The organism is Effusibacillus lacus (assembly GCF_002335525.1).
GTDB lineage: Bacteria > Bacillota > Bacilli > Tumebacillales > Effusibacillaceae > Effusibacillus > Effusibacillus lacus.
In genome coordinates, this window is the sequence record NZ_BDUF01000086.1 from 159,382 (window position 1) to 173,390 (window position 14,009).

The following is a 14,009-nucleotide window of genomic DNA, read 5'->3' on the forward strand; positions in this document are numbered from 1 at the left end:
ATAACCAAGCCTTGTGAGAACAGAGTCTATCCAATAGCTACCAGATCAATTATTTGGAGGAAGTGGGGGCAAACCATGCAACAATTTAAAGAGAGTATGCTCAAGTTAATTATTGACACATCTACCAATCTGCCTTCTGATGTGAGGAAGGCCATTTCCGCAGCGCGACTGCAGGAGGAAATGGGAACCCGGTCTGCGCTGGCCCTGTCTACTATTGGCAAGAACATTAAGATGGCGGAAGAAGCGGAAGGACCTATTTGCCAGGACACTGGTATGCCCACATTCGTAATTCACTGTCCCGTTGGGGCCAATCAAATCGAGATGAAAAAGGCGATTCTCGAAGCGGTGGCGGAAGCGACCAAGCTGGGGAAGCTCCGTCCAAACTCGGTGGATTCGATCACGGGCAAAAATTCAGGCGACAACCTGGGACCTGGAACACCGGTCATTCATTTTGAACAGTGGGAAAAGGACTATATTGACGTACGCCTGATTCTGAAAGGCGGCGGTTGTGAAAACAAAAACATCCAATACTCCCTTCCTTGCGAACTGGAAGGACTTGGGAAAGCGGGACGCGATTTGGACGGCATCCGCAAATGCATTATGCATGCGGTTTACCAGGCACAGGGACAGGGGTGCTCGGCAGGATTTATCGGCGTTGGAATCGGTGGCGACAGGACCTCCGGTTACTCCCTTGCAAAGGAACAATTGTTCCGCAGGGTAGATGATGTGAACCCCAACGAAGACCTACGCAAACTCGAAGAATATGTGATGGAGAACGCCAACAAACTGTCGATTGGCACCATGGGCTTCGGGGGAAATGTATCGCTGCTGGGCTGCAAGATTGGTGTCATGAACCGCCTCCCCGCATCCTTCTTTGTATCTGTAGCTTACAACTGCTGGGCGTTCCGCCGGCAGGGCGTAGAGATCGATCCGGCAACGGGTGGCATCTCCAACTGGATTTATAAAGAGAACTACACGGAAACAGAGGTGCAGGAACCATCCGAAGAAACCGGAGATTCCCGGAAACTGGTTCTGCAGGCGCCAATAACGGAAGAGCAGATCCGCAGCCTGAAAGTGGGCGACGTGGTCATCATTAACGGAGCAATTCATACGGGACGTGACGCGCTGCACAAATATCTGATGGACAATGATTCACCTGTTGACCTGAACGGTGGGGTCATTTACCATTGCGGTCCTGTCATGCTGAAGGACGAACAAGGCAAGTGGCATGTGAAAGCGGCGGGTCCCACCACTTCCATTCGGGAAGAACCGTATCAGGCGGACATCATCAAGAAGTTTGGCATTCGTGCGATCATCGGGAAAGGCGGGATGGGAGCCAAGACATTGGCCGGCCTGAAGGAGCACGGTGCCGTCTATCTGAATGCCATTGGGGGAGCTGCCCAGTATTATGCGCAATGTGTAAAAGACGTGGAAGGTGTCGACTTCCTGGAGGAGTTTGGCATACCGGAAGCAATGTGGCACCTGCAGGTGGAAGGATTTGCGGCCATCGTAACAATGGACGCCCATGGCAATTCCCTGCATGCGGATGTGGAACGGGAATCCCTGAAAAAATTGGCTGATTTCAAAGAACCCGTTTTCGTTTAAAATTGAACACATCTTATTGCAGGAATTCCCGCTAAAAAATCGGAGTTGTTCATATGCGCAAAGTTGGAACACTCACAAGCGCTCTCACCCTGCTGGTACTTGGGATCATACTGCTGGTTGACCAGGTGGCGCACAAGCCGGTTTTGTCCCAGGTGCTGCCTTTCTGGCCGCTTATTATTCTGGGGTTGGGTATCGAGCTTTTGTGGAGTCTGTATTCCGTCAAGAAACAAAAAGTGAACGAAGAGATCCGGATCGATGCCCGCAGCATTGCGCTGCTTTGTCTGGTTGGGATTTTCTCCATCACTTTGATTTCCCAGCAAAGTATGCAGGGGTTTGTACAGACAAGTCTGGGCAGCGTCCGGGATGCATTGTCCGACAAGACTGTCGATTTGCCGGAAGCCTCCTTTGACCCGAAAGACATTCAGCGGTTGGAAGTGTTCAGCCGGACGGGTACCATCAAAGTGAACAAATCCAATTCTTCTTCCATCGTGGTTAAGACCAAAGTCCACGTCAGGAACCTGAACTCACAGCAGGCGAACGAAGAAGCGAAGAACGGGATGCCTCGAGTGACCACGGGGTCCACTCTCCGTATTGAAGTGGATCCGTCGCTCAATGCTACTTCGAAAATAACGGGAGTCGATCTGGAAATTCTTATACCTGTTAAGCTGGCCCTCCAGATTCTTACTCATACAGGAAATGTCACCGTTCAGGATCATGCCGGGGATTTGGTTGTAAGCACGGAGTTGGGCAGAGTGGAAGTGGAACGGATCAAAGGCAAAGCCATCATCGCAGATGACAACGGGGAAATTGTCGCCAGAAACATTGAAGGCGATTTGGAAGTGAAAACGAAAGCCGGCACCTTGGAAGTGGATCAAGTGAAGGGGAAAGCGATCCTCGAGAATACTTTCGGCCAAATCCGGGCAAGCCATATTGACGAATCACTGCGTATCTTCTGCAAAAACGGAAGAATCCAGATTGATTCGGTGCAGGGGGATGTGGAAGCGCGAATTGAAAACGGCCCCATTCAGGCGGCGAATGTCAAGAAGGGGTTGACTTTGTCCTCGGGAACCGGAGGCATCACGGTGGAAAGTGAGGTCGGAGGGCCGTGGATGTTGAATTCATCCCGTGGTATGGTATCGCTGCGCATACCTGCAGGATCCCATATTGAGTTTGCCGGTGAATCCAACCGTGGATTGGTAAAGGGACCGACCAAGTCCGATTCAACGGCGGAGGGTTCCAAGGTAACGGAAAAAATGGGGAAAGGCACCTATCCTGTACTCGTCCGTACAGACGATGGGGCCATCACTCTGAACGCAAATCTGTAAAGTCTGGCTTGCTGAAAAGAAGGCACGGGGAAGTCCCCGTGCCTCTTCGTTCATGATGAACGATCCCGCGTTGTTGCCATGGACGGCAACATTTTGAACGGGGGTCCCTCTACTTGATGGCATTAAGCACTTCTTCTGCCATCTCGCCCATTCCCTGATTGTTCATGTTCATGTTGCTGCGCAGGTTGCCCATGGCATTGTTGCGGCGCATTATTTCCCATGCAGCAATTCCGATGCCGGCTCCCACCAGCATGGCGGTTGCCGTGTTCATGCCGCGGTTGCGGCGTCCCATCATCCGGGTTGCCGCCGGAACCATGTTCGATACCATCTCCCACATAGAACCACCCCCTGAAGTTATTTTGCGCCAAGGATGCGGATCGATGTGAGGAAATTAGTAACTGCCCGAAATTAGTAACTGATTAGGGCTGCCATCAGCAGTCCCGTTGCCACACTAAGCCTCGATGCGAAGATTCCCACCGACACGTTTCCTTTGGGAATTTCGGAGACCACACGAAACGGGGTAACCAATTCAAACAGATAGAATACGAGCACCTGGAACAACGTACCAATAATTCCCCAAACTACAAGGTCAAGCAAATTAACGGAATTATAGACGGCAGAGGCGAGGACAATGGACAGACCGATTATTTTTCCGCCCAGATCGTGGGCTGCCGCTTTGGCTGCAGCGGCTTTTTGCGGATCATTGGTGTCCGCTCCATCGCGAATCAACTTATATTCTCTGTAGGGAGTGGTGATCATAAAAACAAAGATGCCCAAAGCCAGAATGGGCAAGGTAACTCCCAGATACATCAAGAAATTCATGATATTCGGCCACTGTGTAAACATGCTAACGTCTCCTCTCATAGTCGCTCTCTTTATAATCAGGTAAGTCCGACAGGCAAATAAAACGACAGGTTTCCGGTGATTTTCCCGCCGACACGGGCAACAATGGCGGATGCTTTCCCGCCGACAAGAAAGGATCCCCACAGCAAGTTACCGGTATAGAGTCCCTTTACCGTTTCGACTTCAACGGTTTCCAACTCTGCGAGCTGTTGGTAGATCATCGGCTGCTCCCAATAATCGTTCTCCAGATCCCTGGCAATCAGTTCCCCGTCTTTGCCAAACAGGGTGACTCCACCACCCTCGCGGCCAAATATCGGTTTGCTGACGAAGGGGGAGGTTCCCAGAAACCGGTTTTCCATGTAGGTAGGAAGCATGTAGGTCTCAATGACACGATGCTCATTGTCAGTGAAAAACTCTTTCGATTCATGGAGATTCCAGATCAGTGCCTGCAAAGCCTTGGTTTGTGCAAGAAACCCTGACGGCGGGTTGATGACCGCCAGCTTGTTCCGGGCGATCAGGTCGAGTACATGGGCTCCTGTTGGGTACCCGTCGGCGTCCTGCTCCTCGGCCATTTTTTCCAGAGCGTGCAGGCGATAAAGCACATCAATGGGAATATACTGTTCCTGTTCCAGGTAATGCAATGAATCCTCATATACTCTTAGATCTTCCAGTGGCACAAACAAACCTTCCAGTTGAGATACATTCAACAGGTACTTGGCGGTTCCCTTGTCTTCTTCATGCCAATCCAAAGCACTGAAAACAATCCGTTTGGTCTCAAAGCCCTTCTGATTATAGCGAAGCACCAGTTGCTGAAATCCGTCCCGCAAGTGACCGGCCATTCCCAGATTTGGATCTTTAACACCATAGGATTGGCACACTCTTCCGTTCACGTGGTAGGCTTCTACGATACTGGTCGGGGTGTCGGAATTGAATTCCAGCATTTTCAGCCCCTCAGGAGTCTGGGCAAAATCAAACCGCCCGATTAAAGTGGGGATTTCAGGCCAAACGGAAAGTCGTACAGCCCCCAGCGCCTGTTTGGGAATGCCCAGTTCCACCAGCAATTCATCAGGGCCCTGCTGCAGGACAGGGATCACTTTGGAAAAAATGAGTCCCAGTTGCTCGGTCGCATAAGCGATTTCCTTGCGGAATTCCTCGTCAATCATATGAAGGGAAGCCAGTGCATATTCTTCACCGTACATATGGTCCCAGGTAAAAATCCCTTCTTCCCTGAGGGGGCCATATAGGGTGCTGCGCCTTTGCTCATAGGATAAGTTCATGTGTATTCGCCCACTTATTCTGTTAGCTGGTGCTGGATCCGCCGGAACTTCCGATGCCGCCTTTGGAACTGGAACCCGAAGAACCGCTGGTGATTCCGGACGAAGAAGAGCCGGTGGATGGCTTGGAAACAGACCCGGAAGTTACTCCGGATTTTATTTTTTTGTAGTACTTTTTGCCGTTTTTGTATATGAAAGAATCGTCGTCGTCAATGGGAGTTCCATCTTGATCGCAATATCCGTCATTGTTTTCGTCCGTGCACTCGTAGTCGTCATCGACAACTGCAGGCTGGGCTGATGAACAGCCGGCCGAAATCGTGAGTGCGGTTGCGGCAAACAACCCGACCAAACGGGAAGTTTTATTCTGCATTTTCAGTTACCTCCTAAGTAGTCGGTTGGGCATAGAATACATAGACCTTCCGGTCCTCATCCACTTCGGTCGAAGTCTTCATCCATTCCCGCCCATAAAGGTAAAGATAGTCGCTTTGCAAATGAAGCAGGGCATCGTCATCGTCAAGAAAATCATAAGTGTGAATTATGGGGTAGAAGGCCGTTCCTTCACGGAATTCCCGGACTTCGATCCGGATGCCGCCCCAGCGGGGAGCCGACAGTACGCCCGGATCCACAACCTGTTCATCCTCCGCGGGCTTAACATAGATAATGTAATTGGGAAGTTCGATCGCACAGGAAGTCTTCTCGTACACGACCTTGTCTTTGACAAAGTAGTCACAGGCAAAGCGCAGGGAGATCTCATCCTTATCGATCATGTCATAATAATACAGAACCGGAAATCCTTTGTCCTCATCCAACAGCCGGTACTCAAGTCTTGGCATGGCCGTTCCTCCTATGATAGCAGGGTACATGGAGTATTACGGGTATATTATTAGAAGGTTTCAATCCTGGTGAAAGTTAATTTGTTCCAAGGGACGGACCCATGTTTCTGTTGACGGCTTGGGTTCACCTCGCAAATCTGCCTTGATTCGCTACTACCAATATATCAGAGTAGGATGCCGGAGTCTCTTCGAAGTTTCATGGTTTGTCAGTCCGCTGCTTCTGCACTTGTGTGGCTCTTTATACCCACTCACTGGTACATACGCGCATCCTAAGGTACAATAAGTATGTTTGAATAAGGACGAATATGCAGAGGGGGCAGAATCGATGTTGGATCCGAGGCTTTCAAAGCTGGCTGATGTTCTGGTAAATTATTCAACCAGAGTGCAAAAGGGCGAAAACGTGTTAATCGAAGCGTTCGGAATCGATCCGGCGCTTGTAAAGGAACTGGTGAAAGCGGTACATAAGGCGGGCGGGAATCCGTTTGTCAATCTGCGCGACCAATCGGTCATCCGCCAGCTGGTACTGGAAGGAACAGAAGAGCAGATGCGGACCTGGGCCGAGTTTGACAGGTTCCAAATGGAAAAAATGCAGGCTTATATCGGAATTCGCGGCGGGTACAATATCTCCGAAATGTCCGATGTGCCCGATGACAAGATGAGGCTTTACAGTTCGCTCTATAACCATGTCGTGCACAGCAGCACCCGTGTCAAGAAAACCAGATGGGTGGTTCTTCGCTACCCGAATCCGTCCATGGCCCAGCTGGCCAACATGAGCACGGAAGCGTTCGAAAACTTCTACTTTGACGTATGCACCATGGATTACGCAAAAATGTCAAAAGCGATGGACCCGTTGAAGGAATTGATGGACAAGACGGACCGGGTGAAAATTACCGGACCCGGAACAGAGCTAACCTTCTCCATCAAAGGAATCGGATCGGTCAAGTGCGATGGCGGCCTGAACATACCGGACGGAGAAGTGTACTCCGCGCCTGTCCGCAATTCGGTCAACGGCGTAATTTCTTTCAACACACCCACTCCTTACCAAGGGTTCACTTTTGAGAACGTCCGTCTGGAATTCAAAGACGGTAAAATCGTCAATGCAACCGCCAACGATACGGAGCGGATCAACAAGATTCTGGATACGGACGAAGGCGCTCGTTACATTGGGGAATTTGCCATTGGGTTCAATCCCTACATCCGCGAGCCCATGAAAGACATTTTGTTTGACGAGAAAATTGACGGCAGCTTCCACTTCACGCCGGGACAATGCTATGACGACGCGTTCAACGGAAACCAATCGGCCATTCACTGGGATATGGTGATGATCCAACGTCCTGAATACGGCGGCGGTGAAATCTGGTTTGATGACCGGTTGATCCGTAAAGACGGACGTTTCGTAATTCCGGAGCTGGAAGGACTCAATCCGGAAAACTTGAAGTAGGACACTCCGGTTTAATGGGGGAACCGGTAAGGAAGGACTGAAGAACCAAACGGAGGTATGTGTATGCTGTCAACTCGCGAGGTAATCGAACAAACAGAGAAATTTGGCGCGCGGAATTATCATCCTCTGCAGATAGTAATTTCCAAGGCGGAAGGTGTATGGGTGGAGGATCCCGAAGGCAATCGCTACATGGATATGCTGAGCGCTTATTCTGCCCTCAACCAGGGTCACCGCCATCCGCGAATCATTCAGGCGTTAAAGGATCAGGCGGATAAGGTCACTTTGACCTCCCGCGCTTTTCACAATGATCAATTGAACCGGTTCTATGAAAAATTGGCCCGGGTAACCGGCAAGTCCATGATCCTGCCGATGAATACCGGTGCGGAAGCGGTGGAGACTGCAATCAAAGCGGCTCGCCGTTGGGGCTACAATGTGAAAAAGATCCCTGACAGCCAGGCGGAAATTATCACTTTTACCGGAAACTTTCACGGGCGGACAACCACCATCATTTCGTTTTCTTCCGATGAGGCATACAAGCGTGGATTCGGCCCGCTTACACCCGGGTTCAAAATTGTACAATACGGGGACATCGAAGCTCTGAAGCAGGCCATTTCACCGAACACGGCGGCTGTTTTGATGGAGCCGATCCAAGGAGAAGCGGGGATTGTGATTCCACCTGTAGGATACCTGAGCCAGGTGCACGACATATGCAAGCAAAACAATATACTGTTTATAGCGGATGAGATCCAGACCGGTCTCGGACGAACCGGCAAGATGTTTGCCTGCGATTGGGAAGGAGTCAAGCCGGACATGTATGTGCTTGGAAAGGCCCTTGGCGGCGGCGTCATGCCCGTCTCGGCCGTTGCGGCTGACAAGGAAGTGCTGGGCGTGTTCGAACCGGGCTCCCACGGGTCGACATTTGGCGGCAACCCGCTGGCTTGCGCCGTCGCCTCGGCGGCTCTGGACGTAATTGAGGATGAAGGTCTCGTTGCCAAATCGGCGGAACTGGGCGAATACTTTCTGAACCAGCTGCGGGAAATCCGCAATCCGGTTGTTAAGGAAATCCGGGGACGCGGATTGTTCATCGGGGTTGAGATGCGCACAAAGGCAAGACCTTACTGCGAGAAACTGAAGGAATTGGGCCTTTTGTGCAAGGAAACGCACGAGACCACGATCCGCTTCGCGCCTCCTTTGGTAATCCGCAGGGAAGAACTCGACTGGGCACTTGAAAGGATTAAACAGGTCTTGAGCTAATGGATAATGCAGAGTAGGTAACACTCAGCTAAATAACGGATTTTTGACACTTTATTGAGCAGCAAAAAAGCCCATTTTTTACGTAACGGATTTTCGATTCCTTATTCAGGTTTTTTGGAGATCGCTTCATCCCAAAATCCTGAATAAGGTCCTCTATCCGTTATCTGTAAAATGGGCTATTTTCGTAATCACCATTAAGGCCTGGGATGCTCTTTTTCGGGAAACAACTGTTTCCCTTCTATCCCGCTCAGGTGAAACCCGTACCGGACCCACATCCACCCAATGCACTGGAGCCGCCACAACCAAAGGAACCGTTGGTTCCTGCGGAACCTGCAACAGGCCCCTTTACCGCCCCGGCTTTGAAAAGCTGCTGCTTTTCTTTGCTGCCGCACTTCGGACAAGCCACTTTCTCCCTCTCCGAGAAAGCCACCCGTTCCTCATATTCATGGCTGCAGGCAAGACAGCGAAAATCATAATTCGGCAATCCCCGTCACCTCCATGGTACCTTTTTCTAAGGCTCTCTCAATATACCCCTATTAGTATTTTACGTCCCGTTGTTTGCTTTGGCAACCTGTCCATTTTTGTAATCAAAACTTAACTTTTCCCGATCAAGCCTGCCTTATATACTGAAGTTGACTGGATTACGAGCGCACACGAGGTGGTAGCATGGGGTTGGCGGGCTGGAATAAATTTTGGGAAACTTTTTACAACTGGTACGGTGCTTACAAATGGCCTGCTTTGATCGGTGTGGTTGCTGTTTTTTTGGTTTGGTCTTTTCTGAAGGAAAAGGCCTGAAAACAGCGTGGCGTGGAAACTTTTCCCGGCATAGATTGAGTTAAAGGCGCAATATCAGGCTTCCGCCCCAAGCACTATGTGTCTTTGCTTTGTATTGCCGAAGGAGGAGTCAGAGGTGGATAAGTATTACTTGCTGTTCAAGATCCCTTTCCTGCAGGAGACAGAACACAGCGAATTTCAAACGGAAATCGATATGGTTGCCCAGGGGGCCGATCAAGCGGCAGCCCCGGTTGGATTGCCGATTGCTTCTGGTATGGGCCGCCCGGTAAGAGACTTGGCGGCCGGCTCCGATAAGAATATGACTGCCATGCCTGGCAACCGCTATGGCCTGTGGCGGTAGACTCAAACTATGCAAGTCCCTTTTCCCTAACATATAATGGAGGGAGAAAGGGGCTTTTTTTATCATGCTTGAGGTAAGCTATCAGGAGGCTGTGGAGGTCGGAAGGCGGCTCCTGCGTTGGTATATGGAAAACAAACGGGATCTTCCGTGGCGGAGAACCAAGGATCCCTACAAGATTTGGGTTTCTGAAGTCATGCTGCAGCAAACAAGAGTCGAAACGGTCATCCCCTACTGGAATCGCTTTATGGAGCGATATCCCACCGTGGAAGCGCTGGCGACAGCTCCGGAAGAAGAAGTGCTGAAACTGTGGGAGGGGCTGGGCTACTACTCCCGGGTCCGCAACTTACAGACAGCCGTGAGGGAAGTCCATGCCAATTACGGCGGACGGGTTCCCGATACGCTTGAGGAGATCTCTTCCCTGTCAGGGGTGGGGCCTTATACGGCGGGGGCAGTCTTGTCGATTGCGTACAATGTACCGGTTCCGGCGGTTGACGGCAACGTATTCCGGGTGTTGTCCCGCTTATTCCTGATTGAGGACGATGTGTCCAAACCTGCTGCCCGCAGGAAGTTTGAATCCCTGGCCGAATTTCTGATTCCACCGGGAGAGGCGTCAAATTTCAACCAGTCGCTGATGGAGTTGGGGGCAAAGGTGTGCATCCCCAAATATCCCAGGTGCCCCGAGTGCCCTTTGCAAGAGGTTTGTCGGGCTCATGCGGAGGGCATGCAGGAAGATCTGCCGGTCAAGGGAAAGAAGAAACCGCCGAAGCCAATTGACATTGCAACAGGGATCGTTTGGAACGGAGATAAAGTGATGGTTGTTCGCAGGCCTCTGACCGGACTGTTGGCGGGCATGTGGGAGTTTCCAGGCGGTGAAGTGGCACCGGGTGATACCCATCAGGAGACACTGCAACGGATACTTCCGGAAAAATATGCCCAGCCTATAGAGATACAATCCCACTTTGCCGACGTACAGCATACATTTAGCCACCTTCACTGGAACTTGAAAGCATTTTCCTGCAGCATAACAGGCGATTCATGCCCCGATGCGGAAGCAATCCGCTGGTTAAACGTGTGGCAGCTGAGTGATGTGCCGATGCCCGTTGCACATCAGAAGTTGGCCAAAGCGCTGCAGGGATTGGTCTGAGGGGAAGAATCACGGGACGGGTTCGCGGGTTTCTTGAATATGCTAAAATGAAGAGGGAGGCTGGTCCGGTTTGGTTATCATCAGCGATCTTGCAGTTGACAAGATCAAGGAGATCCGGAAGGAATACAAGGAAGAGCATTTGGGCATCCGCATTAAGGTTACACCCGGTTGAGGGGGTCCCAAATACCAATTGACTCTGGACGAGTCAAATGCCAACGACAAGCAGTTGGAAGCAAAAGGGCTGCGGTTTCTGTTTGATCCGTTTGTGGCATCACAGGTGGATGAAATTCATATTGATTACGATGAAGCGGAAGACAACTTTAGCGTGCGCGTGCCAAACGGGCCGCAGTCGTCCTGCTGATACCGGAGGATTCTATGTCTGTTGAACCTACAGTCAAATTCACAATCAAGCAATTGGAGAGATGTGTCTGCGCATCTTTCATCTATGGGGAGAATTCTTTCGAATCCCCATACTTCACCGTTTACTTTATCGTTAACAATTCGGGCATTGTCATCGTGTACGACAAATCGGTTCCTACCGGGTCGAACGAAGGAAGGGAAGTTTATATCGACCAGCTCGGACATACGGCGATTGAAATGAAGAAAGGGCAAAACAAATACGAGGTCATTGAGTACATTCATGAAGAACTCGGCAGGATTGGCGAGAAACTGCAAAAGGAAGGCCGGGCACTGAACGAATCGGACATTTCGAAATTGGCCACCAAGTTAAGTTCCCGATTTGGGACGTAAGATGTCCATGTCAAAAAGGTAAGTGTGATAAGGAGGAGAATGCCATGTATCCAAGTTACACCACGGGATCAAGGTTGACCATGGGGGCGATTTTTCCCGCTCTGTTTTTCAGTTTGCTGTTTGCAGCCGTTGGGCTTGCCGCAGGCCAGTTTGTTCCTCCCGCATGGATGCTGCCCCTGATGGTTGTGGAACTGATCATGATTGTGGCAGCGATGTTCATTCGCCGCAAAAGAGCGGTGGGATACGGATTCCTGTACACTTTTACTTTCATCTCGGGCATTACTCTGTATCCGATCATTAGGGCTTACAGTGATCTGGGAGCACAAGTTGTGCTGCAAGCATTTGCCGTTACTGCAATTGCATACGCCGGAGCCGCACTGTATGCCACCATTACAAAAGCGGATTTCCGTTTTCTCGGAGGCTTTCTGTTTGTCGGATTGATCGCATTGCTGGGAATGGGGATCGTGGGGCTGTTCATTCCTTTTTCCAGTACGGCCAATTGGGTGTACACCCTGCTTGGCGTGTTGATCTTTATCGGGTACACGTTATATGACATCTCCCGAATCACCCGTTACGGAGTGGAAAGGGAAGATGTGCCGATCGTGGTGCTGAATCTGTATCTGAACTTTGTGAATCTGTTTCTCTTTATCCTGCGACTGTTTGGGCTGAATCTGGGCCGGGACGAGTAAAGCATGAAGCGGGAACTTGCAGCCGGGTCCAAAATCTACAAAAAAGTGGCAGCCGATATTGAAAGATGGATTGAACTAGGATATCTGAACCCGGGGGACAAACTTCCGTCCATGAAGGAGATGGCGAAACAGTTTGGGGTAAGCCGCCCGACCATCCGAGAGGCGTTGTCCTCCCTGCAAGCGAAGGGGTTGTTGGAATTGCGCCAGGGAGACGGAACGTTCGTTTCCCGGGTGGATCTGGACAAGCATCTGTTTGCGCCGCTTCAGGCCGCACTTCTGATCGGCCGCAACGATCTGATCGACCTGCATCAGGTTCGGACGATTCTTGAAGTGGGCGCCAGCCGCTGGGCGGCTTTGAACCGGACCGGCGAGGCTTACGAGGAAATAGCGGCAGCGCTGACGGAGTTTGAATGGGCCGTTTCGGACAACGATCTGGTGGAAGCGGATATCCGGTTTCACCAAGCAATCGCGGCCGCCACCGGCAATCCGGTGATCCAGAATCTGATGAATGCGCTGACGGAAGCCCTGATTGACGTGAACAGGGCTACTCTTCGCATTTTGCCTTCTGTTGAAGTCGCCCAATATTACCGGGAATGGGCGGATGCCATAAGAGAAGGACGCCCGGATCTGGCGTCCCGTATTGCGGAGAAGTATCTCGATAAGGTGAAAGATGTGCTGGAGAAACCTATTCGCACTTCAGACAAACCGGATTCAGGACCTGGTTGTAGATCGTATTGAATGTGTCGATTTCCTGCCGGACTGAATAGCGGTTGCGAACCCACTGCTGCCCTGTTTCGCCCAATTGCTGACGGAGCACCGGATCCTCCATGTAAGCAAGGGCTTTTGACACGAATTCGTCTTCGTTTTCATAAAGGAATCCGTTTTCTCCGTCCCGGATCAGGTCCACATTGCCCGGAACTTTTGATGCCAGTACCGGTTTGCCGAGGGACATGGCTTCCAGCAATGCATGCGACAGGCCTTCCGATTTGGAGGTGTTCAGCACCACATCGGAGCACAGCAGAAGGTCGGGCATATCGGAATGTTCCACTTCGCCCAGATAGGTGGCCCATTCGGCTGCCTTCATTTTTTTCTCAAAATCGGAAAACAGTGTGTTGTCCATATTGGGTCCCGCAACAACAAAGCGGGCTCCAGAATGTACGGCATGGACCCGGCGAAGCGGTTCATAAGCCGCCAACGGGTTCTTGACAGGCCGGATTCCGGCCGGGAGCAGGAAGATAAAGTCTTTGTCCGACAATCCAAAGTGGGAACGGTTTTTGCCGCTGTTTGCCGGCAAATCGACTCCCAGATTGACCACCAGAGACTTGGCTGCAGCTGCCGGAACCAGTTTGATCAATTGCTGCCGGGAAGATTCGGTGAGCGAAATGATGCGGGATGCATAGTCGACAACTGCATACGTTTCCTGCCTTGTTTCTTCTTTTGTCATGTATTCGTTGATGTCGGTGCCCGTGATTGTAAGGATCATGGGCTTCTTCATCTCTTTGACAACGGGCAGGACGTACCTCCCGGTACGGAATGCATTGAACACGTGTACCAGGTCTGCCTTCTCATAATCGCCGGGCGCAACACGGTCCAGGCTGCGGATTTCCACATGGATGCCGCGTGGCGCCAATCCTTTTTTCATACGGTTGGAATAGGTGACATTTCCGCCGGAGCGGGGCTGGTTTGGAGGCAGTACAAGCAATATGTTCATTCGGG

At 51.1% G+C, this 14,009-nt stretch carries 17 protein-coding genes; 10 read left to right on the plus strand and 7 right to left on the minus strand.

Annotation, left to right across the window (positions count from 1 at the left end; genetic code table 11):
• The first annotated feature begins 75 nt into the window (after window positions 1–75).
• Together EFBL_RS15650 and EFBL_RS15655 are read left to right on the plus strand one after the other, a co-directional pair.
• Window positions 76–1,605 carry a fumarate hydratase gene (locus EFBL_RS15650; RefSeq protein WP_096183010.1) on the plus strand — a complete coding sequence of 510 codons (1,530 nt, stop codon included), beginning with the start codon at window positions 76–78 and terminating at the stop codon, window positions 1,603–1,605.
• A 53-nt stretch (window positions 1,606–1,658) separates the two neighbouring features.
• A complete protein-coding gene (locus EFBL_RS15655; RefSeq protein ID WP_096183011.1) occupies window positions 1,659–2,930 on the plus strand; it encodes a DUF4097 family beta strand repeat-containing protein in 1,272 nt (423 codons plus the stop codon).
• 109 nt (window positions 2,931–3,039) lie between these two features.
• Here the strand turns inward: EFBL_RS15655 and EFBL_RS15660 are convergent, their stop codons facing one another.
• From EFBL_RS15660 to EFBL_RS15680, 5 genes are all read right to left on the minus strand, one after another.
• The gene (locus EFBL_RS15660; protein ID WP_096183012.1) at window positions 3,040–3,267 is read right to left on the minus strand and encodes a hypothetical protein; all 228 of its coding nucleotides are present in this window, start codon (window positions 3,265–3,267) and stop codon (window positions 3,040–3,042) included.
• A 71-nt stretch (window positions 3,268–3,338) separates the two neighbouring features.
• Window positions 3,339–3,776, minus strand: a complete 438-nt coding sequence (locus tag EFBL_RS15665) for a DUF350 domain-containing protein (protein WP_096183013.1) — start codon at window positions 3,774–3,776, stop codon at window positions 3,339–3,341.
• Window positions 3,777–3,811: 35 nt separating this feature from the next.
• On the minus strand, window positions 3,812–5,050 hold the full coding sequence (locus EFBL_RS15670; protein ID WP_096183014.1) for a glutathionylspermidine synthase family protein: 1,239 nt from the start codon (window positions 5,048–5,050) through the stop codon (window positions 3,812–3,814).
• A gap of 22 nt (window positions 5,051–5,072) precedes the next feature.
• Window positions 5,073–5,417, minus strand: coding sequence for a hypothetical protein (locus EFBL_RS15675; protein ID WP_096183015.1), 345 nt, complete (start codon window positions 5,415–5,417; stop codon window positions 5,073–5,075).
• 13 nt (window positions 5,418–5,430) lie between these two features.
• Entirely contained in the window at window positions 5,431–5,880 is a 450-nt protein-coding gene (locus tag EFBL_RS15680; RefSeq protein ID WP_096183016.1) for a hypothetical protein, read from the minus strand.
• A gap of 325 nt (window positions 5,881–6,205) precedes the next feature.
• On the opposite strand from EFBL_RS15680, the gene EFBL_RS15685 reads away from it, so the two are divergent.
• Together EFBL_RS15685 and EFBL_RS15690 are read left to right on the plus strand one after the other, a co-directional pair.
• The gene (locus EFBL_RS15685; protein WP_096183017.1) at window positions 6,206–7,321 is read left to right on the plus strand and encodes an aminopeptidase; all 1,116 of its coding nucleotides are present in this window, start codon (window positions 6,206–6,208) and stop codon (window positions 7,319–7,321) included.
• Between the two features lie 63 nt (window positions 7,322–7,384).
• Complete coding sequence (locus EFBL_RS15690) at window positions 7,385–8,575, plus strand: ornithine--oxo-acid transaminase (protein WP_096183018.1); 1,191 nt, start codon at window positions 7,385–7,387, stop codon at window positions 8,573–8,575.
• A 247-nt stretch (window positions 8,576–8,822) separates the two neighbouring features.
• Here EFBL_RS15690 and EFBL_RS15695 read toward each other — a convergent pair whose 3' ends face one another.
• The gene (locus tag EFBL_RS15695) at window positions 8,823–9,059 is read right to left on the minus strand and encodes an FmdB family zinc ribbon protein (RefSeq protein WP_096183019.1); all 237 of its coding nucleotides are present in this window, start codon (window positions 9,057–9,059) and stop codon (window positions 8,823–8,825) included.
• A gap of 426 nt (window positions 9,060–9,485) precedes the next feature.
• Here EFBL_RS15695 and EFBL_RS15700 point away from each other — a divergent pair, with 426 nt between their 5' ends.
• From EFBL_RS15700 to EFBL_RS15720, 6 genes are all read left to right on the plus strand, one after another.
• A complete protein-coding gene (locus tag EFBL_RS15700; protein ID WP_096183020.1) occupies window positions 9,486–9,710 on the plus strand; it encodes a hypothetical protein in 225 nt (74 codons plus the stop codon).
• 64 nt (window positions 9,711–9,774) lie between these two features.
• A complete protein-coding gene (gene mutY / locus EFBL_RS15705; protein WP_096183021.1) occupies window positions 9,775–10,854 on the plus strand; it encodes an A/G-specific adenine glycosylase in 1,080 nt (359 codons plus the stop codon).
• Between the two features lie 190 nt (window positions 10,855–11,044).
• On the plus strand, window positions 11,045–11,215 hold the full coding sequence (locus EFBL_RS20680) for a hypothetical protein (RefSeq protein WP_165912424.1): 171 nt from the start codon (window positions 11,045–11,047) through the stop codon (window positions 11,213–11,215).
• A 14-nt stretch (window positions 11,216–11,229) separates the two neighbouring features.
• A complete protein-coding gene (locus EFBL_RS15710; protein ID WP_096183022.1) occupies window positions 11,230–11,604 on the plus strand; it encodes a hypothetical protein in 375 nt (124 codons plus the stop codon).
• A gap of 44 nt (window positions 11,605–11,648) precedes the next feature.
• Window positions 11,649–12,293: a Bax inhibitor-1/YccA family protein gene (locus tag EFBL_RS15715; RefSeq protein ID WP_096183023.1), complete on the plus strand. Its 645-nt coding sequence runs from the start codon at window positions 11,649–11,651 to the stop codon at window positions 12,291–12,293.
• 3 nt (window positions 12,294–12,296) lie between these two features.
• The gene (locus tag EFBL_RS15720; RefSeq protein WP_096183024.1) at window positions 12,297–13,031 is read left to right on the plus strand and encodes a FadR/GntR family transcriptional regulator; all 735 of its coding nucleotides are present in this window, start codon (window positions 12,297–12,299) and stop codon (window positions 13,029–13,031) included.
• Here the strand turns inward: EFBL_RS15720 and EFBL_RS15725 are convergent.
• The gene (locus tag EFBL_RS15725) at window positions 12,979–14,004 is read right to left on the minus strand and encodes a glycosyltransferase (RefSeq protein ID WP_165912425.1); all 1,026 of its coding nucleotides are present in this window, start codon (window positions 14,002–14,004) and stop codon (window positions 12,979–12,981) included. The genes EFBL_RS15720 and EFBL_RS15725 overlap by 53 nt on opposite strands.
• Window positions 14,005–14,009: the final 5 nt, after the last annotated feature.

What these genes read in the sequence shown, in the direction of transcription:
- mutY (WP_096183021.1), top strand. Translation starts at nt 9,775, where the DNA reads ATGCTTGAGGTAAGCTATCAGGAGGCTGTGGAGGTCGGAAGGCGGCTC.
- EFBL_RS15685 (WP_096183017.1), top strand. Translation starts at nt 6,206, where the DNA reads ATGTTGGATCCGAGGCTTTCAAAGCTGGCTGATGTTCTGGTAAATTAT.
- EFBL_RS15725 (WP_165912425.1), bottom strand. Translation starts at nt 14,004, where the DNA reads ATGAACATATTGCTTGTACTGCCTCCAAACCAGCCCCGCTCCGGCGGA.
- EFBL_RS15665 (WP_096183013.1), bottom strand. Translation starts at nt 3,776, where the DNA reads ATGTTTACACAGTGGCCGAATATCATGAATTTCTTGATGTATCTGGGA.
- EFBL_RS15690 (WP_096183018.1), top strand. Translation starts at nt 7,385, where the DNA reads ATGCTGTCAACTCGCGAGGTAATCGAACAAACAGAGAAATTTGGCGCG.
- EFBL_RS15710 (WP_096183022.1), top strand. Translation starts at nt 11,230, where the DNA reads ATGTCTGTTGAACCTACAGTCAAATTCACAATCAAGCAATTGGAGAGA.
- EFBL_RS15650 (WP_096183010.1), top strand. Translation starts at nt 76, where the DNA reads ATGCAACAATTTAAAGAGAGTATGCTCAAGTTAATTATTGACACATCT.
- EFBL_RS15680 (WP_096183016.1), bottom strand. Translation starts at nt 5,880, where the DNA reads ATGCCAAGACTTGAGTACCGGCTGTTGGATGAGGACAAAGGATTTCCG.
- EFBL_RS15720 (WP_096183024.1), top strand. Translation starts at nt 12,297, where the DNA reads ATGAAGCGGGAACTTGCAGCCGGGTCCAAAATCTACAAAAAAGTGGCA.
- EFBL_RS15670 (WP_096183014.1), bottom strand. Translation starts at nt 5,050, where the DNA reads ATGAACTTATCCTATGAGCAAAGGCGCAGCACCCTATATGGCCCCCTC.
- EFBL_RS15655 (WP_096183011.1), top strand. Translation starts at nt 1,659, where the DNA reads ATGCGCAAAGTTGGAACACTCACAAGCGCTCTCACCCTGCTGGTACTT.
- EFBL_RS15675 (WP_096183015.1), bottom strand. Translation starts at nt 5,417, where the DNA reads ATGCAGAATAAAACTTCCCGTTTGGTCGGGTTGTTTGCCGCAACCGCA.
- EFBL_RS15715 (WP_096183023.1), top strand. Translation starts at nt 11,649, where the DNA reads ATGTATCCAAGTTACACCACGGGATCAAGGTTGACCATGGGGGCGATT.
- EFBL_RS15660 (WP_096183012.1), bottom strand. Translation starts at nt 3,267, where the DNA reads ATGTGGGAGATGGTATCGAACATGGTTCCGGCGGCAACCCGGATGATG.